Below are 20,623 nucleotides of genomic sequence, written 5' to 3' on the forward strand. Positions count from 1 at the left end.
ACCATGACCGTCCTCAGCCGTTGCTTGTTGGTCCTGGGTGTAATGCTGGCCGCCGCCTGCGCCCAGCAACCCGTGCCCTACACCCCACCCGCGCAGCGGCCAACCGCGCCGAACGAAGCGCCTTGGCCGAAAAACCATTTCCTGGGCATTGCCTACCACGACGTCAATGATCGCGACCCCGACCAGACGGTGGTGGCGGTGCGTACCGAACGCTTGATCGAGCAACTGTCGTGGCTGCGGGAGAACGGCTACCAGGCGGTCAGCGTCGACCAGATCCTGGCGGCGCGCAACGGTGGCCCTGAACTGCCGCCCAAGGCCGTGATGCTCAGCTTCGACGACGGTTATACGAGCTTCTACACCCGCGTGATGCCGATTCTGCGCGCCTACCACTGGCCGGCCGTGCTGGCGCCGGTGGGCTACTGGATCGATACGCCGCTGAACAAGCCGGTGGACTTCGCCGGCTCACCGCGCCCGCGTGGCGAATTCCTCACCTGGCAGCAGATTCGCGAAGTGTCCCAGTCGGGCCTGGTGGAAATCGCCGCGCACACCGACGCCAGCCACACCGGGATTCTGGCCAATCCCCAGGGTAACCTGGAGCCGGCGGCGACCTCGCTGCGCTACGACCCGGCGACCCAGCGCTATGAAACCCAAGCGCAGTTCCAGGCGCGGATGCGGGCCGATGTGACGGCCATCACGCAGAAAATCCGCAGCGTGACCGGCAAGGCGCCACGGGTGTGGGTGTGGCCGTACGGCGCGGCCAAAGGCACGTCCCTGGCGGTGGTCAGCGAGCAGGGCTACCAGATGGCCCTGACCCTGGAAGACGGCCTCGACAGCCCCGGCAACCTGATGAACAGCCCACGCTTCCTGGTGGCCTCCGACCCGGACGGCGAGCACTTCGCCAACAGCATCGTCGCGGCGCAGACCCCGGCGCCGCTGCGCGTATTGCACGTGGACCTGGACAACGTTTACGACCCCGACCCGGCCCAGCAGGCGCGCAATCTCGACGTACTGGTCCAGCGGGTAGTGGACATGGGCGCCGGCACGGTATTCCTGCAGGCCTTCGCCGACCCCAAGGGTGACGGCCTGGTGCATTCGCTGTATTTCCCCAACCGTCATCTGCCGGTGCGCGCCGACTTGTTCAACCGCGTCGCCTGGCAACTGCACACCCGCGCCCATGCTGCGGTGTATGCGTGGATGCCGGTGCTCAGTTTCGCCCTCGACCCCAAGCTGCCCCGCGTGACCCGCTGGGACCCGCAAAGCGGCAAGCTGGGCGCCGATCCTGATCAGTACAAACGCCTGTCGCCGTTCGACCCGCAGGTGCGCAAAATCATCGGCGAGATCTACGAAGACCTCGCCCGCAACAGCGCCATCGACGGTGTGCTGTACCACGACGACGCCGTGCTCTCGGACTTCGAAGACGCCAGCCCCGCCGCGCTCAAGGCTTATGCGGCCAATGGCTTGCCGGGCAGCATCGCCGCCTTGCGCGCAGACCCTGCCACGCTGCAACGCTGGACCCGCTTCAAAAGCCGCTACCTGATCGATTTCACCCAGGAGCTGACCACCAAGGTGCGCGCCATCGCCGGGCCGCAGGTGCTGACCGCTCGCAACATTTTTGCCGAGCCGATGCTCAACCCGGCCAGCGAAGCCTGGTTCGCGCAGAACCTTGATGACTTCCTGCAGGCCTACGACTGGACCGCGCCGATGGCCATGCCGCTGATGGAAGGCCAGTCGCTGGAAAACTCCAACGCCTGGCTGGAAAAACTGGTCGCCACCGTCAAGGCCCGCCCCGGTGCGCTGGAGCGCACCGTATTCGAACTGCAAGCCAAGGACTGGCGTACCCAGCAAGCCCCCGATATCAACGCTGTGCAAATGGCCGAATGGATGGGTGTGCTCAAACGCCAGGGGGTCAAGAGCTTTGGCTACTACCCGGACAACTTCCTGGAAAACTCGCCGGACCTGAAGACCGTACGCCCGGCCCTTTCCAACCAGTGGAACCCTTGATCATGTTCGACAGAATCCTGGCTTTATTCGTGCTGGCGTTGGTACTGGGGGTGCCCCTGGGCCTGATCTTCCTGGTCACCGGGCAGTTCCTGATGGACTTCGTGTTTTTCTACCCGTTGTTCATGTCTGCGCTGTGGATCGCCGGCGGCCTGTACTTCTGGCTGCACTGGGAGCGCCACTGGCCGTGGAAGGAAGACACCCCGGCGCCGACCCTGGCCGGCAACCCGCTGATCTCGATCATCATCCCCTGCTACAACGAAGGCGATAACGTCGCCGACACCATGGCCGCCGCGTTGGCCCAGGTGTATCCGAACATCGAAGTGATCGCGGTCAACGACGGTTCCAGCGACAACACCGCCGCCGTACTCGACGCGCTGGCGCTGCAACACCCACGCCTGCGCGTGCTGCACCTGGCGCAGAACCAGGGCAAGGCCGTGGCCCTGCGCATGGGGGCGGTGGCCGCGCGCAGCGAATACCTGGTGTGCATCGATGGCGATGCGTTGCTCGACAAAAACGCGGCGGCCTATATGGTTGCGCCGATGCTCGACAACCCGCGCCTGGGGGCCGTGACCGGCAACCCGCGTGTACGCACACGCTCAACCCTGATCGGCCGGGTACAGGTGGGCGAGTTCTCCTCGATCATCGGCCTGATCAAGCGTACCCAGCGCGTGTTCGGGCGGATCTTCACCGTGTCGGGGGTGGTGGTGGCGTTCCGTAAGAAGGCGCTGAACCGCATCGATTACTGGAGCACCGACATGATCACCGAGGACATCGACGTGAGTTGGAAGCTGCAGCTCGATCACTGGGCGATCTTCTACGAGCCGCGCGCGCTGTGCTGGATCCTCATGCCCGAAACCGTCGGCGGCCTTTGGAAACAGCGCCTGCGCTGGGCCCAGGGCGGCGCTGAAGTGCTGTTCAAAAATATTCGCGGCATCTGGCAATGGCGCCATCGCTACCTGTGGCCGCTGCTGTTCGAGTATTGCCTGTCCACCGGCTGGGCGTTCACCTTCCTGCTCTCGGTGTTTTTCTGGGGGCTGGGTAAATTCATGGTGTTGCCGCAGGCGATTACCGTCATCTCCCTGGTGCCCCCGGCGTTTACCGGGCTGGTCCTGGCAATGGTGTGCCTGCTGCAGTTCGCGGTGAGCATCCTGATCGACCGGCGCTACGAAAAAGACCTGTGGAAAACCCTGTTCTGGACCGTGTGGTACCCGATGGTGTTCTGGCTGGTGAGCCTGTTCACCACGCTGGTCAGCTTTCCCAAGGTGTTGTTCAACCAGCACCAGAAACGCGCCCGCTGGGTCAGCCCGGACCGTGGTATCAAACCTGCCCAAGAGGAGGCGTGACGATGAAACTGGTCAGAACCCGCCAGCACCTGGTGATGTGGATCATCGATGTGTTGCTCACCCTGCTGGCCTGGGGCGGCCTGGTCTGGCTGCTGGCCCGGGGCATGAGCGCCATGCTCGAAACCCACGGCGGCCCGCGCCTGGAAGCGCCGATTTTCGCCGCGCTCAATACCTTGCAGATCTATCTGTGGATCGCCCTGTTCAACGCCGTGATCCTGATCGCCTGGGCGCGCTACCAGCAACGCAAAGGGCGCAAATTCGCCCAGCGCCGCGCCGAGGCGAATGCGCTCAGCGATCAGCACTTGAGTGAAAGTTTCAACCTCGGCGCGGGCGACCTGGAGCAACTGCGCCGGCCTGGCGTGCTGGTGATTCACAACGATGAAGAGGGTGGGGTGGGAGAAGTGAAGTCCCACGTGTCCCGCGACGTCGAACGCCCCGGCCTGGCCCTGGTGCCCGGCTCGGAAAAAGACAAGGGCATTGGCTAGGCTCTTCAATGCAGTGAATACCCAATGTGGGAGGGGGCTTGCCCTAATGCCAGTCAGTTAAGGACGAACACTGTACCTGTGGCGAGGGAGCTTGCTCCCGCTGGGCCGCGAAGCGGCCCCAAAAATGGGACTGCTGCGCAGTCCAGCGGGAGCAAGCTCCCTCGCCACAGGTTACTTTTTACCCTTTCTACTTCTTAACTGACTGGCATTAGGGCTTGCCCCCGATAGCGGTCTAAAGATCATTCCCACGCTCCCGCGTGGGAATGCCTCCTCGGACGCTCCGCGTCCCGCCAACCGCTCACACAGGTGACGCGGAGCGTCACGGGGCTGCATTCCCACGCGGAGCATGGGAACGATCACCTAGGCGCAGCGGTTCAATCCCTGTTCTCGAAATTCCGATAAATGGGATCGGATTCACAAAACCCCCGCGAACTTTCCTCCAATCCCCGGTACTAATCTAGCGACGACACCTGATGGCTAAATAATGGCGATCAATGGCTGCTCAGTCGAATACTCATCGAAACAGCTGCCGCCGGTCGGATTAAACGTTCCAGCAGTCGGCCTTAACGCTGTTAGATAATTAAATTTTGTTACTAATCAATACATTAAGTGTCTGGCACTCTTGAACACCCAACAGCCCAGCTTCTTGGACTGCTGGAAGTTCGATGTTAGTTTGCCGGCCCTTGATTTTCGACGGATCGAACATGCCTCTGTTAATGCCACGGACTCGGTTTCTTCTATGCACTGTGTTGCTCACTTGCCTGGGCCTGAACACTGCATTCGCCGCCCCCACCCCCGGCGACCAGGACCTGATCCGCGACCGTCAAAACCGCCTGCTCGAAGAGCAGCAGCGGCGTTTGCAGGAACTCCAGGACCTGCCCGGCAAAGCAGCCAAGCCCGAAGCACCGGCCACCCCCGCCGATACGCGCTGCTTCCCGATCCAGGACATCGAACTCAAAGGCGCCGACAGCCTGCCGGCCGCCGACCGCGAGCGCCTGCTCAAGCCATATATCGGCCAGTGCCTGGGTGTGTCCCAGCTCAACGAACTGCTCAAGGCCATCACCGACTACTACCTCGGCAAAGGCCGCGTCACTAGCCGTGCCTACCTGCCGCAGCAAGACCTCTCCAGCGGCCACCTGCAAGTGCTGGTGGTGGAAGGCAAGCTCGAAGCCCTGAAAAGCGCCGAGGGCAGCACGGTGACCGAGCGCGAGTTGGCCATGGCCTTTCCCGGCAAGGTCGGCGAGGCGCTGAACCTGCGCGAAATCGAGCAACTGGTGGACCAGCTCAACCGCCTGCCGTCCAAACAGGCGCAGATGGAGCTGACCCCCGGCAGCCAGGTCGGCGGCAGCGACGTGGTGGTCAAGAACACCGCACAAAAGCCCTGGCGCGCCAGCCTGTCGCGCAATAACGACGGCCAGAAAAGCACCGGCGAACAGCAATGGGGCGCCGGCCTTGAGTGGGACAGCCCGCTGGGCCTGGGCGACCAGTTGATGCTGCGCGGCGGCCACGACGCCATCAGCGACCATCAGAAAACCTCGAAAAACACCCTGCTTTACTACAACGTACCGTGGGGCTGGTGGAACTTCAGCTACAGCTACAACGAGAGCGACTACCGCACCTACCTGTTCGTCGATAACGCCAAGTACAAGCAGGACGGCGACAACCAGAACCACCAACTGCGCGCCGAGCGGGTGATTCACCGCGATGACGTGAGCAAGACCTCGGTCAACGTCGGCCTGGCGCACCTGCGCACCAACAACTACCTCCTCGACGTGCGCACCGCGCCCAGCAGCAACCGCCTCAGCGAACTGCAACTGGGCATCAACCACGGCCGCCGTATTGGCAGCGCCTTCGTCAACCTCGACCTGGGCATGCAAAACGGCATCGGCCTGCTCGACGCCCAGTCGCAGGAAGAGCGCGATGAATTTGGCCGGCGTCAGCCGAATTCGCGCTACCGCAAATACACCGCCACCGTCAGCTACCTGCAACCGTTCAGCCTGTGGGGCGAGTCGTTCAGCTTCAGCAGTTTGGCCACCGGCCAACGCAGCGAAGACATCCTGTTCAGCCCGCAACGCATGAGCCTCGGCGGCTCGGCTTCGGTGCGCGGCTTCAAGGACCAGTTGCTCACTGGCGACAGCGGCGGCTACTGGCGCAACGAAGTGCGCTGGGCGCGCCCGGTGACCCTCGACTGGATGCGCCCGGCCTTCTTCGAATACGGCGCCAGCGTCGGCTACGACCAGGGCGTGATCAGCAACGACCGCTACAACGACAACCTGCATGGGCGGGTCTCCAGCAACTCCCTGGAACTGTTCGCCCGCGGCAAAAACGTCAGCACCAGCGTGACCTTTGCCCACTCGTTAGAAAGACCTGGCGTGATCACCGAGCGCGAAGCGCCGATCTACTTCCGCCTGGATTTCTTCCTGTAATTCAACGCCCCGCTGCAATGAGAACCTGACAATGGACGTCCGCCAATTCGCCTTCCTGGCCCGCCAACCTTCTGCCGCCCTGAAGCCGCGCAACGCGTTCTTCGGCCTGCCCAAGCGCGGGCTGGCGTTGATCCTCGCCAACGCGCTGTTCTGGCAGCCGCTGTTGGCCCAGGCTGAGGGCATCGTGGTCAGCGCGCCGGGCACCACGGTGGGTGCGGCGGGCAATGGCGTGCCGGTGGTGAACATCGCCACGCCCAACGGCGCGGGTTTGTCCCATAACCAGTTCCAGCAGTACAACGTCGGCCCCAACGGCGTGATCCTCAACAACGCCACCGGCACCGTGGTCAACACCCAGCTGGGCGGCTACATCGTCGGCAACCCCAACCTCAAGGGCGGCGCGGCCAGCGTCATCCTCAACGAAGTCAACGGCGGCAGCGCCAGCCAGTTGCGCGGTTATACCGAAGTGGCGGGGCAGTCGGCCAAGGTCATCGTCGCCAACCCGTACGGGATTACCTGCAGCGGCTGCGGCTTTATCAACACGCCGAACGTGACCCTGACCACCGGCAAACCGGTGCTCGACCCGACCGGCCAGCTCAAAAGCTACCAGGTCGACGGCGGCGCCGTGACCATCGACGGCGAAGGCCTGAACGCCAGCAACGTCGACCGCTTCGACATCATCACCCGCTCCGCCAAGATCAACGCGAAAATCAACGCCCGCGAACTCAACGTGATCGCCGGGCGCAACGACGTCGATGCGCAAACCCTGAAAACCAACGTCCGCGCCGATGACGGCAGCGCCAAACCCGAGCTGGCGATCGACTCCTCGGCCCTGGGCGGCATGTACGCCGGTGCGATCAAACTGGTGGGCACCGAGGCGGGTGTGGGCGTGAAGCTCGACGGCACGCTGGCGGCCAGTGGTGGGGATATCCAGCTCGATGCCAATGGGCGCTTGAGCATGGCGCAGGCGGCGGCCACCGGCAACGTTAAGGTCACGGCGCAAAATGTCGATCTAACCGACAAGGTCTACGCCGGTAAAGCGCTGGACGTGCAAGCCCAAGGCGATCTCATCAACCGCAAAAGCCTCGCCGCACGTGACCGCATCGCGCTGTCCAGCGGCGGCACGCTGACCAACAGCGACGTCATCGAAGCCGGCGTCAACGCCGATAACACCCGTAACACGGCGGGTGATGTGAGCCTGCGCGCCACGACCCTCAACAACACCGGCACCAGCGTCATCGCCAGTCGTGCGTTGACCGTTGATGCCCAAGCCTTGAACAACCAGGGCGGCACCCTCAGCGCCCGGCAACACACCAGCGTCACGGCGGCTGCGCTCGATAACCGCAACAAGGGACGAGTCCTCAGCAACGCCGCGCTGGAGGTCAGCGCCAGCGAACTGCAGAACGGCCAGGGCGGATTGGTCACCAGCAATGGGCCACTGACCGCCAACGTGGGCGCGGTGCAAAATACCGGCGGCGAAATCTCCAGCCTGGACACGGCCACCCTGACGGTGACCACCTTGGACAACGTCGCGGGCCTGGTCACCGCAGGCAAGGCGTTGAGCCTCAGCGCCGGCACGCTCGACAACCAGAACGGGCTGGTCACCAGCCAGGGCGTCCTTCACCTCACCGGTAATCGCCTGGACAACCGCCAGAAAGGCCTGGTCGCCAGCACCGGCGGCGTGCAGATCGACGTCGCCAACATCGACAACCGCAACGGCGAGCTGTCCAGCCGTGCGGGCGTGGCGGTAAACGGCACGCAGTTGGATAACAGCGATGGCGGCCTGGTAGTGGCCGGCAGCGGCTTGAACCTGAACGTCGATCAATTGCTCAATCGCAACCAGGGCCTGATCAGCAGCGAAGGGCTGCTCACCGTGACCGCAGGCACCTTGGTCAACCGTGGTGGCGCGCTCTCAAGCGCTGGCCCGCTGACCATCGGCGCCCGTGACGCGGTGGACAACCAGGGCGGGCGCCTGGTGACCGACGGCACCCTGACCCTGACCAGCGCAAGCGTCGACAACAGCCAGCAAGGCACCCTCAGCGCACGTGATGCGTTGCGTATCGACACCCGTGACCTGAACAACCAGCAAGGCGGCCAGGTGACCAGCGCCACCGGCCTGACCCTCGAACTCAATCGGGGCCAATTCAACAACCAGGGCGGGCTGATCAACGGCCCGCTGTTGGTGCTCAACAACCTCAAGGATGTGAATAACCAGGGCGGCGAGATTTCCAGCAGCCAGGCATTCACGCTCACTGCCGACAACCTCGACAACAGCGGCGGTAAAGTGCTCGGCAATACTGCCCTGACCCTGCGCATCGGCCAGGCCCTGGCGAACGTCAAGGGCATGATTGCCGCCGCTGCGGTGGATGCACGCGCCGCCAGCCTGGACAACAGCGGCGGTACCCTCACCAGCCGTGGCGACACCGTGCTCAACGTGAGTGGCCCATTGACCAACCGGGCCCAGGGCCTGATCAACGCGGCCAACCTTCTGAGCATCAATACCGCGAGCCTGGATAACCAGGGCGGCTCGTTGCTGGGCAGCGCGATTGCCGTGGACTTCGGCAGTGCCACCGGCGATCTGAATAACTCTGGTGGCCTGATCACCACCGCCGGCAACCTGAGCATCGATCACCTGCGCGACTTGAATAACCAGGGCGGTGAACTCTCCAGCGCGCAAACCCTGAACCTCAGTGGACGCACCCTCGACAACAGCGCAGGCAAGCTGATCAGCAATAACCTGCTGGTGCTCAACGCCGACACGCTGATCAACCAAAACGGGTTGATGTCCGGCTGGCAAGGCCTGAGCGCCACTGCCGCCAGCCTGGACAACCGCAACAGCGGCACCCTGTCGAGCCGTTACGGCGCCCTCAATGCCACACTCATCGGCAGCCTGCTCAACAGCGGCGCGGGTGCGTTGGTCAGCCAGAAGGCGCTCACGGTCAGCGCCGCCGAGTTGGATAACAGCGACAAGGGCGTGCTTTCCAGCGCCACCGAACAAAACCTCAAGGTCACCGGCCTGCTGAACAACGCCAACGGTGGCACCATCGACAGCGGCACGGCCCTGGACCTGACCGCGCGGAACCTGGACAACAGCGCCGGCAGCATCAGCGGCGGCACCGACACCAGCCTGGACCTGCTGGCGACCCTGACCAATACCAACGGCAAATTGGCCAGCGGCGGCTCGCTGTTGATCAGCCGCGCGGCGCAGATCAACAACCAGGGCGGGCAGCTCGCCAGCCAAGGCCTGTTGACGCTGCTGACCGGCGGCCTGGATAACCGTAATCGCGGCACACTGGCCGCCAATGAGCGCCTGAGCATCACCGCCAGCGGCCTGGTGCAGAACGGCAGCGATGGCCTGATCTACAGCCAGAACGCTGACCTCAAGCTCAGCGCCAATCGGCTGGACAACGGCAAAGGCGCCGTGCAAAGCCAGAACGGTCTGACCCTCGACGTGGTCGACGCTGTCGACAACCAGAGCGGCAAATTGATCGCCCAGACCGGCGACCTGAACATCAAAGCCGCCAGCCTCGACAACCGTGGCGGCACCCTCGCCAGCCTCAAGGCCCTGCTCCAGACCCGAGTCGTCGGCGTGCTGCGCAACGGCTACGACCTCAACAACAATCGCCAGGGCGGTGTGATGCAGGGCCAAACCCTGGACCTGCAAGCCGGCGCCGTGGACAACTATGGCGGACGCATTTCTGCGCAGGGTGGCAACGGCCTGGTCACCACCGGCAATTTCGATAACCGCAACGGCGGGCTTTATGCCAAAGGCCTGATGCGCGTGGTTGGGCACGATTTCGATAACAGCGGCGACAACGATGGCCAGATAGCCGCCCAACAGATCGACCTTGACCTGAGCGGCGCACTGAACAACCGCCTGGGCATCATCGAAAGTGACTCCACCCTCAAGGTGCACGCCGCCAGCCTCGACAACCAGACCGGACGCCTGCGTGCCCTGGGCCCCGACGGCACGACTGAGTTCGCCATCGGTGGCGTGTTCGACAACCGCAACGGCGTGCTGGAAACCGCCAACACCAACCTGACACTGGACGCCGGCAGCCTGCAAAACCTTGGCGGTAGTGTGCTGCACGTGGGCACCGGCAACTTCGGCATTGCCCCCGCCAACCTCAATGACGTCGGCGGCAGCCTGGTGACGCGGGGCGACCTGACCATCACCCGGGACAACTGGACCAACAGCAGCGTGATCCAGGCCGGGCAACTGACGGTCAACGTCAACACGCTCGACCAGACAACAACCGGCCAATTGCTCGGCGCCCGGCGGTTTATCGGCAGCGGCGGCAACTGGTCCACCAACGGCCTGATCGCCAGCGACGGTGACCTCGACCTTACGTTAAGCGGCGCGTTGAACAGCAGCGGGCGCATCAGCAGCCTGGGCAAATTGAACCTGACCGCCGCCCAGGCGAACCTAAGCGACACCGCCAGCATCGCCGGCGGCGTCGTGACCCGCGCAACCCTCAGCGGCACCCTGAACAACCGTGGCCGCCTGACCTCGGCCACTGACCTGCTGATCGACGCGGGCGCGCTCAACAACTACGCCACGCTTGGCAGCGGGCAAGCGCTCACGGTCACCACTGGCGCGTTGCTCAACGACCACGGCCTGATCTTCAGCGGCGCCGACATGAGCCTGCGCGTCGCGTCGTTGAACAACAGCTACGGCGACATCTACAGCATGGGCAACCTGAGCGTCGATCGCGACGGCAAGGGCGGGTTGGCCGACAGCATTATCAACAGCTCGTCGAGCATGCAGAGTGATGGTGACCTGAGCCTTACCGCCGCCACGATCAAAAATGAACGTGCGGTACTGACCGTCAATGATGCGGGCGTATACACCGCGTCTGCCACTGAAGGCACGTGCATCGAGTACGTCAACGCCGGTGACTGCCATGCTGGTGGCACGGGGCGTAACTACGTATGGGAAGTGGTGACCCGCGACAAACTGGAGGTGACCGCCGCCAGTGCCGGTTCGAGCATCACTTCGGGCGGTAACATGACCCTGGCCGGGGGCGACCTGCTCAACAGCAGCAGTTCGATTGCAGCCGGCGGCAACTTCACGGCGCGCCTGAACAACCTGGTCAACACGGGGATTGAAACCGGCGAGACCGAGACCTATCGGCTCTTTACCTCCGCGCGCACCGAACATCCGCGTGCCTGGTTCAATGCCGCCAGCGCACTGACCAACAAATACTGGTACAAAAGCGCCGGTTACAACCCCAATGACCTCGGCGGCCTTGAGGCCACCGTGGCCAACTTCGTCGGCATGATGGAGAGCGAGCGTACCCAGTTCGGCAAGGTCACCAAAATCGCCAGCGATGATCAGCGTTACGCCGCCGTGATTCAGGCTGGCGGTGCGGTGGACGTCAAGGCGCAAGCCGGTATCGACAACAGCGTGGTGCGCCTGGGTTACACCTACATCGGGGCGGGTGCAAAAACCACCACCGGCGCGACCGGTGCCAGTGGCGCGGACGGTTACTCGACCCGCGTCACCCTCAACGCGCAATTGCCCCCGGATCTGGCCCAGCAGCAGATCAACCCGCTGAGCTTGCCCGGCTTTACCTTGCCCAGCGGGCAGGGCGGCCTGTTCCGCCTCAGCGGCCAAAGCGCCAGCGCGCCGGCCAGTACCGGCCCGCAAGGCTGGACCCTGGGCGGCGGCAGCGTAGACCGAGCCCCGGTTTCCGGGCCGGCGGTAGCCGGCACCGGCACCTCGGCCGACGGTGTAACCATCAATCGCGTGCAAGGCCTGCCCGACAGCCAGTTCGTCTCCAACCCACAGAAATACCTGATCGAAACCAACCCGCAGCTGACCAACCTCAGGCAGTTCCTCAGTTCCGATTACATGCTGTCCAAGCTCGGCTACGACCCCGACCAGGCGCAAAAACGCCTGGGTGACGGCCTCTATGAACAACGCCTGATCCAACAGGCGGTCATTGCCCGCACCGGCCAGCGCTTCATCGACGGCCAAACCAGTGACACGGCGATGTTCAAGTACCTGATGGACAACGCCATCGGCAGCCGTCAGGCGCTCAACCTGTCGGTAGGGGTAAGCCTCACCGCCGAACAAGTTGCGGCCCTGACCCACGACATCGTGTGGATGGAAAACGCCACCGTCGCCGGCCAGCAAGTGCTGGTGCCCGTGCTCTACCTGGCCCAGGCCAACAACCGCCTGGCGCCCAATGGCGCGTTGATCACCGGCAGCGACCTGAGTTTGGTAAGCGGCGCAGACCTCAACAACGTCGGCACCCTGCGCGCCACCAACAACCTCGCCGCCAGCGCCGGGCGCAACATGGTCAACAGCGGCCTGACCCAGGCCGGCAACCGTCTCGACCTGCTCGCCGGCAACAGCCTGACCAACCGCGCCGGCGGCATCATTGCCGGACGCGATGTCAGCGTGGGCGCGATCAGCGGCGATGTCCTCAATGAGCGCAGCGTCACCAGCCACCAGAGCAGTAGCGGCTACCGCACCGAACGCACCGACTTCGTCGACAACGCCGCGCGCATCGAGGCCGCCAACAGCCTGACCCTGCAAGCCGGTCGCGACGTCAACAGCACCGGCGGTGTACTCAAGAGTGGCGCCGACACCCGCATCCAGGCCGGGCGTGACGTGAACCTGGCCACCGCCGAACAGCGTAACGCCAATATTGTCAGCACCTACTCACGTAACAGCAGCGCGACCCAGTACGGCACGGTGGTAGAAGCCGGGCGGGACTTCCAGATTGTGGCGGCACGGGACATCAGCGCCATCGGCAGCCAGTTGAATGCAACGCGTGATCTGGCGATGGTGGCAAAGGGGGATGTGAACCTGGCTTCGGCGGCGAATGAACAGCATTCGGCGTTTAATTCCAAGAAGGTCACCAGTCAAGAGGATCATGTTCAGCAGGTAGGCACCTCATTGGTGGCCGGCGACAACCTCTCCCTGAGTGCAGGCAACGACCTCGCCGTCAGCGCCAGCCGCGCGAGCGCGGGCAAGGAAGCCTACCTCTACGCGGGCAATGATCTGACGCTGAACGCCGCGCAGAACAGCGACTACAGCTATTACCGCAAAACCAAAACCAGCAGTGGATTACTGTCCAGTAGCCAGAAAACGCGCATTGACAGCAGTAACCAGATTACCCAGCAGGGCTCCTCCATCAGTGCCGACACGGTGGTCGTGCGTGCTGGTCGAGACATTGGCACAAGCGCCAGTGACGTGGTGTCCACCAACGCCACCAGTCTGGTTGCCGGGCGTAATGTGGTGATCGACGGGGCGACGGAAACCTTCGAGCAAAGCCATTCGTCCTCGACCAAAAAGTCGGGCTTGCTCAGCAGCGGCGGCATCGGCTTCACGTTGGGCTCAAGCAGCAATAAGAACACCTTCACCAGCAGCACCGAGACCACCCGGGCCAGCAACATCGGTAGTGTGCTGGGCAGTGTGGATGTCCAGGCCGGTAAAGACCTGACCATTCGCGGCTCTGATGTGGTTGCCGGCAAGGACATCAGCCTGATTGGGCAAAATATCAGCATCCTGGCGTCCGAGAACAACAACCGCAGCGAACAGACCTCCAAGAGCAAATCCAGTGGTTTGACCCTGGCGTTATCCGGCACCGTGGGTGGCGCAGTGGACGCCGCGTACCAGACCGCCAAGCAAGCCAGGAACGAGGACGACAGCCGCCTCTCCGCGCTGCAAGGTGTTAAAGCAGGGTTGACCGGCGTACAGGCCTGGCAAGCGGCGCAGCAGGATGGCGGGATGTCCGGCGCCAACGCCGGGCAGTTTGTCGGTATCAGCATCTCCTTGGGCTCGCAAAAGTCCGAATCCAAACAGACGCAGGAGCAAACCTTAAGCCAGGGCAGCAGCCTGACGGCCGGCAATAACCTCACCATCGTGGCGCAGGGGAATGGCACGCCGGGAGACGCAGGTGATATCCGCGTTCAAGGCAGCAAGCTCCAGGCCACCAATGAAATGCAGCTGGCTGCGGAGCGCGATATTCGCCTTGAGGCTGCGGCCAACAATCAAAAGCTCGATGGAAAAAACAGCAGCAGCGGTGGAGCGGTCGGCATCAGCCTGGGCGTTGGCTCCGAAGGCGGTGGCCTGAGCATTTTCGCCAATGCGAGCAAGGGCACCGGCAACGAGAAGGGCACCGGCACCACCTGGACGGAGACAACGCTGGACGCCGGCAAACAGGTCAGCCTGATCAGCGGGCGAGACACCGCCCTCAAGGGCGCGCAAGTCAGCGCAGACACAATCACCGCCACCGTGGGTCGTGACCTTACGCTGCAGAGCCTGCAGGACACCGATAACTACAAGTCCAAGCAGACGGATGTCAGCGGGGGCATCAGCTTCGCCATCATCGGCACCGGTGGCAGCGCAAACCTGAGCATCAGCAAAAGCAAGATCGACTCTAAATACCAGAGTGTGCAGGAGCAGACCGGCCTGTTCGGCGGCAAGGGCGGCTACCAGATTGATGTGGGCAACCATACCCAACTCGATGGCAGCGTGATCGCCAGCACGGCTACGCCGGACAAAAACCGCTTGAACACCGGCACCCTTGGCTGGAGCGTTCTAAAGAACAAGGCTGACTACTCAAGCCAGTTGCAGAGCGCCAGCGTCGGCAGTGGCAGCGATGGCACCAACGCGTTCATCAGCAACATGCCCACCGGCAGTTTGATCGCATTCAACCACGGCGACAGCGACAGCGGCACCACGTCCTCGGCCATTTCCAACGGCACCCTCGACATCCGCGACCCTGCCAAGCAGCAGCAGGACGTTGCGACGCTGAGCCACGATGTTGAACACGCCAACGGCGCCATCAGCCCCATCTTCGATAAGGAGAAAGAGCAGAAACGGCTGCGGCAGGTGCAGTTGATTGCGGATATTGGTGCTCAAACCGTCGATATTGTGCACACACAGGGCGAGCTCAACGCCAAGGAGGCGGGTCGCAAGGAACTGGTCGACAAAGGTATCGATCAGCCGACGAAGGAGCAGATCGCGGCCAGCGATGCCTACAAAAAGGTCATGGCTGACTACGGCGTGGGCGGCGACTACCCACGCGTAGCACAGGCGGTAACAGCGGCATTGCAAGGGCTGGTTGGGGGCGATATCGGTTCAGCCGTTGCGGGCGCATCGGCGCCGTATCTGGCGCAAGTGATCAAGAAAACGACTGGAAACAACGACGCACTCAACACCATGGCACATGCCGTATTGGGTGCGGTGATAGCGCAGGCGCAGGGTAACTCGGCGCTGGCAGGCGGTGCCGGGGCAGCGACGGGCGAGCTGATCGCGCATCAACTCTATCCGGGCACGGCGACGGCGGATCTGACGCAGGAGCAGAGGGAGACGGTGGTTGCGCTGTCCGGCTTGGCCGCAGGGTTGGCTGGGGGAATTGCTGGTGGTGACCTGAGTGGGGCAGCGACGGGCGCGCACGCGGGCACCAATGCCGTCCAGAACAACTATCTGAGCAAGGCGCAGAAGGCTCAGAGAGACAAGGAAATGGGGGAGTGTCCGACGTTGGTCTGCAGTACAGGCACAGCGACGAAGTGGACAGCGATCGACATCGCGCAGGATGCGAGTTTTACAGTCGGTGCTGCCGCTGGTGCTGTTCTGGGGCTAAACGACACCGTTGACAGCATCGTACACACTGCAGGCAGCCTCAAGGAGACTTATGCGGCGCTGAAAGCAGTAGTTGAGAGCGGTGGTGTTTGGGATGCGGTCAAGCAGCCGTATATTGACCGCATAGATCGACTGCAAGCGCAGTATGAAGAAGCCGGGCCCAGTGGTTCTTATAACGCCGGGGTTGAAACTGGAAGGCTGATCAGCGATATGGCTGCGGTCCTTTCAGCTGGCGGTGGGCTGGTGAAGGGTGGCGCCTTGCTGGCGGAGAAGGTTACGGCTAAGGTCGCTGCTCGAGTAGAGTTGGGGGGGGCGAAGGCAACCCCTTCAGGGCTGGTTTCTGGAGAAACTGGCTTTGTAGATGCTGGTAAGGCTGCTGCTAACGATGCGGATTTCGCGGGTCCAAAAACAACTACCAACGCTCCAAATACACCCAGGTTCATTACGGACTCTGCCGGTAATACTATTGATTTAGATTATACCAAGGGACTTAGGGAAACGAATGTGACGGTCACGGGAACGCGTGGTGGTGTTCAGTATCCGTTGCAAGGGCAAACTCCCGATTCTTATGCGAATCTTGGAAATGGGCATGTTGTTGTCTACGGTCCTGAGGGGCGTGCACTATATGATGTGTCTAGCTCCCGGATTAAGGTGGTCGAATGGAACCAAGCTCCGAATGGAACATATTTCCCCAAGAAGGGAAGTGATACAAAAGTTTTTGAGGGAAATGTTCCTCGATCGGTTCTTGATAGCTTGGGGTTGAAATGATGAAAATTTATCAGGGTAATATTTCTAAAGAGTCGTTAAGTCTGTTTGTTTCAGATATTGGCTCCGGGGAGTTTTTTTCATATGTAGGGCACTTGGTTTCATTAGAACAGGCAATTTCTGTTCTGGGTTTGCTCTCTCCTGATTTTATTGAGGTCAATGGTCACATTTTCTGGCTGCCTAACGCTCAGCAATACGATCCGCAAAAATTTCATTTGAACGGGCTGGTTGAGACCGAATCTGGTGTGTTGGAGCAAAGTACATCGCGTAGAGACGTTGAACGATACAGAAATATTTTTTCAATAAATCAGTTCTTTTCAAAGTGGGAGGATGCACCGGGCCGACCCGTATTTAAAGTGGGTCTGTCGGAAGAAGATTATCGTCTTTGTCATTTATTTGCTGAACAGATCACTAGATATTGGAAACGCGCGTTAACCGACGCCTTTCCAGAAAAAGTATTTCAGTTTGAAATTGCTGACGATCTTCTAGATGAATATGGCGTCTGTCTGACATTCTGGCAGTCGTAGTTTAAAGAGCGCACAGGATGTGTCCGCGCCATATTAAAACCACTGCCAAAGGCTAAACAATGATTATGCGTTTAGAAATGGTTGAGAAAGGACTTGTAGAAAAGCTTAAGTTGGTCAGTGAGGAGCGACGAAAAATTGCTGTAAAAGTGGCTTGCGAACTTGCTTTTCAGGCTTGTCCAGTAGAAGTGCCTATGGTTGTCGAGTCTCTAAGGTGGGTGAATAGGGGGCAGACCACGTTTTTGCGCTGACTTTTCCCATCTTATTGCGGTTGACGGGGCTATAACTAGAAAGGGAACTCCGTTGTAGCTATTCGCGATCCGCATGGGTCCCAATATTTTAGTCTCGTCAGTACCTTTGAGAGAAATTTTTCAGGTGAGGTTGTTGTTCCTCGGAGTGCGCTTAGGTGAAATCAAATATAGATTTCCCTAAAAACATGAGAATAGTGGTCTGACCCCTATTTTGCTTCCTATTTTGCTTTTTGCTCCGAACGTGGTTAAGCCGCAGCAGATCAAAGCTTATGAAAAGGTAGGGGTTAAAGTAATTAATAGCGTCGAAGAGTTATTCGAGTATGGGGCCAAAAAAGGGGGGTTATAGTTGTGAGCGACTCAGCATCAATTATATCGGATGTGGAAATTGATGAAGACACGTTCGCTGATTTTCTTCACTCTATAGGTGGAATCGTCAGCGGCGGTAAACGTAGTCGCGGAGTATTGAGCTGGGGCGAGGCGACTTTGTATGTGTCATTACTCACCTCCGAAAAATTCATAGGTTTTTATGATGCGCAAGATATTTTAGAATGGGAGACTTTATTGGGTGCCACACCGAGGACAATGATTGAAATGCAGTTGGGACACTCAAAAGGGTCGATGGAGATGTATTTATGGTTGGCGTACGAGTTCGGTAAAAAATGGAATTGTGTTGTTGATGACGTTAATTCTGTGACCATTAATTACTCTGAAATCAGTAATAGGTATACAAGGTCGAGCGTGAAATAGCAGGGAATAGAGGGCAAACCCTGAGGAATCCCCACAAATCTACTCCAGTCTCTGAGTTTGCCGGTGCACTTCATCGCGCAGCAATAGCTCCATATCCGCCAATTTCGAGCAGGACAATCCGGTGCTGGAGCATCTCAAGTATTCGAGGCCAAGACGCCAGAGTGAGAGCATCGGTTTATGCCTGATGCTGTTGCTCTGGAAGCGGAATTGGGGGGTCAGACCACGTTTTTGACCCCTATTTTGTACTGCCACCAACAAGTGGATTTCCAAATGAAGCCGCTAGATAGTTTTTCTGTAGTTTGGAATGCTTCAATTGTTCCTGGTGTATCACTTGCAGGAATACCGTTGCATGCGAGTGCTGGTGATCTGGAGGCTGTGCTTTCGAGATATTTGACTGATAAGAATTTTTTGCGGTATCGGTTTGAAGGGGCGCCAGACCTTTGCTTGAGTAGGTATGGTCTGGATGAGTGCGGTAATGGTGGTTATTCTTTTTCATTGTTTGATGATGAAATTGTCAGTGAGTTTAAAAAAGCGATCCCTGCATTATCTATTCTTATTCGTAGTGGGAAAGTGTACGCAGTTAAGGTTTATGACTTTAGCTTTCCAGGCGAGTCTGCGCATAAATTTGTTTACAAGGGGCTGTTGTCGGGGTGCATAGGTTTGGGAAGTTTTATATCTGATATTTTGCCATTTACAAGCTTGGAGTTTGATGAGGCGGAAGGGTGGTTTTATACCGGTCGTGATTATGGTGCCCTTGAAATTACGGGGTGGGGGGTTACTCTGGAGGAACAGCCGAATCAGCTTATTACAGCTATTTGTGTAATTCAGGGATGATATGCCTGGGGCGAATAGGGGTTAGACCATGTTTTTGCGTTGACTTTTCTCATTTCATTGTGGTTGATGGGATTATAACTAGAAATGGATTTCCGTTGTAGCCATTCTCGATCCGCATGGGTCCCAATATTTTAGTCACGTCAGTTCCTTTGAGAGAAATTTTTCAGGTGAGGTTGTTGTTCCCCGGAGTGCGCTTAAGTGAATCAGATATAGATCTCCCTAGAAACATGAGAATAGTGAGAATAGTGGTCTGACCCCTATTGTGCTTCCTATTGTGCTGAATTAATAGCTCCCTTGGATGTTTGAAAATCGGGGAATAGGGGGCAGATCACTTTTTTTCGCTACAGGATCTATATCATGAGCACAGGCCCCAGAAGTTCCGCATGTACATTTTTGAAGTTAAAGCCCCTGTGACTGGAAAATATATTCCTAACAATCATGTTCCCTATGCGGGCTAGGATATAAATATGTCTATCGTTCGGAAGGGTGTCGTTGTCACTGGCGAATACTCTGGCTGGAAAATTGTTGTTGTGGGCGACCATGATGGCGACACTGGCGGGTATTATCTTTACTTGAAGAAAAGTGATACTGAAGGGTTTGACTACTGGTTCGAGCATGAGGCAGAGCTTCAAGCTCAGTTATTTGATTTTGAGGTAGAGTGGATAGCTTATTAAGTTTGATGAGTTTGGCCTTAAATTTGCCTTCGGCAAATCTAAAAGGCCTTAATTCGTTTGGCCAAGTTCGTGCCGCATCGCCGCTGTGCTTAGCTGGCGGAGAGGATTCGCTTATAATAGCGATCGAAGCGATATAGGATGCATTCATCAGTCACATTTAGGTATGCGGAATTTGCCAGTTACGGTGTGATATCTGACCCAAGGAGTTGTTCTTGAACATTCGATTACTTGCCCTTTTTTCTGCGCTGTTGCTCAGCGGCTGTGGCTCTACTAATCACGAACAGCCTATACAAGAGCAGCTCTACGATCACACAACCTTCGCAAGAATCCGTCTTTTCGGAAACAACGGTTTGCCCGTCGCAATCAATCCTGGGCAAGACTGCGCTTCGAGCAAAGAACCTCTTTATGCCTACGGCGATACTCTTGCAGATAAGCTCAATTCCACCCTGGGCAAACACACCAGACGAAGCATCGGAATGCCTGCGTCATGGAGGAGTGATCATCTGAGCTATGGCGAATCGTACTCAGAGTTTATTATCCCCGCAGGCGCCCCTTCTGTGGTCGTGATGAAAATGGTCACTGACCAATTCATCTGTGCGCCAGCTCCTCAAGTATTTACTCCAGAGGCAGGTAAGGATTATGAGGCGTATCTGGACCGGCATGACTGGAGATGCGGCGCAGTGATTCGACTGCTCTCCGGTGTAGAGATGCCTGGCCCTATCGCAGAAGTCCCATCGAGTAGTTGTGCAAAACAATAGATAGCCTCCCTGAGTTTCGGCCGCTCCTCCCAGCTCAGGTAGGCGCCCGCTGATGCGGCAGCAACTGATGGATCTCACTCGCCGGCTGCGTCGCCGCTATTCAAAACAGCCCTGCACATAAATTCCCGATAAGTGGGATCCAATTCACACATCCCTCGCGAACTTTTGCCCCTTTCCTTGTACTAACCTATTCGGCGATTTGATGGCTAAGTAATGG

At 59.4% G+C, this 20,623-nt stretch carries 10 protein-coding genes; all 10 read left to right on the forward strand.

Going from position 1 to position 20,623, the window contains the following annotated elements:
* Positions 1-3 precede the first annotated feature (3 nt).
* Positions 4-2,001, forward strand: a complete 1,998-nt coding sequence (gene pgaB / locus C4J85_RS00820; RefSeq protein ID WP_124408766.1) for a poly-beta-1,6-N-acetyl-D-glucosamine N-deacetylase PgaB — start codon at positions 4-6, stop codon at positions 1,999-2,001.
* 2 nt (positions 2,002-2,003) lie between these two features.
* Entirely contained in the window at positions 2,004-3,344 is a 1,341-nt protein-coding gene (gene pgaC / locus C4J85_RS00825; RefSeq protein ID WP_124408767.1) for a poly-beta-1,6-N-acetyl-D-glucosamine synthase, read from the forward strand.
* 2 nt (positions 3,345-3,346) lie between these two features.
* Positions 3,347-3,829: a poly-beta-1,6-N-acetyl-D-glucosamine biosynthesis protein PgaD gene (gene pgaD / locus C4J85_RS00830; protein ID WP_124360714.1), complete on the forward strand. Its 483-nt coding sequence runs from the start codon at positions 3,347-3,349 to the stop codon at positions 3,827-3,829.
* A 704-nt stretch (positions 3,830-4,533) separates the two neighbouring features.
* Positions 4,534-6,255: a ShlB/FhaC/HecB family hemolysin secretion/activation protein gene (locus tag C4J85_RS00835; RefSeq protein WP_124408768.1), complete on the forward strand. Its 1,722-nt coding sequence runs from the start codon at positions 4,534-4,536 to the stop codon at positions 6,253-6,255.
* A gap of 31 nt (positions 6,256-6,286) precedes the next feature.
* On the forward strand, positions 6,287-16,621 hold the full coding sequence (locus C4J85_RS27595) for a hemagglutinin repeat-containing protein (protein ID WP_256657853.1): 10,335 nt from the start codon (positions 6,287-6,289) through the stop codon (positions 16,619-16,621).
* Positions 16,618-17,145: a hypothetical protein gene (locus C4J85_RS00850; RefSeq protein WP_256657854.1), complete on the forward strand. Its 528-nt coding sequence runs from the start codon at positions 16,618-16,620 to the stop codon at positions 17,143-17,145. Before C4J85_RS27595 ends, C4J85_RS00850 begins: the two co-directional genes overlap by 4 nt.
* 596 nt (positions 17,146-17,741) lie before the next feature.
* Positions 17,742-18,140 (forward strand): hypothetical protein, encoded by a 399-nt coding sequence (locus C4J85_RS00855; RefSeq protein WP_124408769.1) that lies wholly within the window; start codon positions 17,742-17,744, stop codon positions 18,138-18,140.
* 177 nt (positions 18,141-18,317) lie between these two features.
* Entirely contained in the window at positions 18,318-18,974 is a 657-nt protein-coding gene (locus C4J85_RS00860; protein WP_305955171.1) for a hypothetical protein, read from the forward strand.
* Between the two features lie 467 nt (positions 18,975-19,441).
* On the forward strand, positions 19,442-19,648 hold the full coding sequence (locus C4J85_RS00865) for a hypothetical protein (protein ID WP_124408770.1): 207 nt from the start codon (positions 19,442-19,444) through the stop codon (positions 19,646-19,648).
* 212 nt (positions 19,649-19,860) lie between these two features.
* Positions 19,861-20,406 carry a hypothetical protein gene (locus C4J85_RS00870; RefSeq protein ID WP_124408771.1) on the forward strand — a complete coding sequence of 182 codons (546 nt, stop codon included), beginning with the start codon at positions 19,861-19,863 and terminating at the stop codon, positions 20,404-20,406.
* Positions 20,407-20,623 lie beyond the last annotated feature (217 nt).

The organism is Pseudomonas sp. R4-34-07, from assembly GCF_003852375.1.
Lineage (GTDB): Bacteria > Pseudomonadota > Gammaproteobacteria > Pseudomonadales > Pseudomonadaceae > Aquipseudomonas.

Excerpts from the sequence above, each read along its gene's own strand:
- pgaB (WP_124408766.1), top strand. The coding sequence starts at position 4 with ATGACCGTCCTCAGCCGTTGCTTGTTGGTCCTGGGTGTAATGCTGGCC.
- C4J85_RS00850 (WP_256657854.1), top strand. The coding sequence starts at position 16,618 with ATGATGAAAATTTATCAGGGTAATATTTCTAAAGAGTCGTTAAGTCTG.
- C4J85_RS00835 (WP_124408768.1), top strand. The coding sequence starts at position 4,534 with ATGCCTCTGTTAATGCCACGGACTCGGTTTCTTCTATGCACTGTGTTG.
- pgaD (WP_124360714.1), top strand. The coding sequence starts at position 3,347 with ATGAAACTGGTCAGAACCCGCCAGCACCTGGTGATGTGGATCATCGAT.
- pgaC (WP_124408767.1), top strand. The coding sequence starts at position 2,004 with ATGTTCGACAGAATCCTGGCTTTATTCGTGCTGGCGTTGGTACTGGGG.
- C4J85_RS00860 (WP_305955171.1), top strand. The coding sequence starts at position 18,318 with ATGCCTGATGCTGTTGCTCTGGAAGCGGAATTGGGGGGTCAGACCACG.
- C4J85_RS00865 (WP_124408770.1), top strand. The coding sequence starts at position 19,442 with ATGTCTATCGTTCGGAAGGGTGTCGTTGTCACTGGCGAATACTCTGGC.
- C4J85_RS27595 (WP_256657853.1), top strand. The coding sequence starts at position 6,287 with ATGGACGTCCGCCAATTCGCCTTCCTGGCCCGCCAACCTTCTGCCGCC.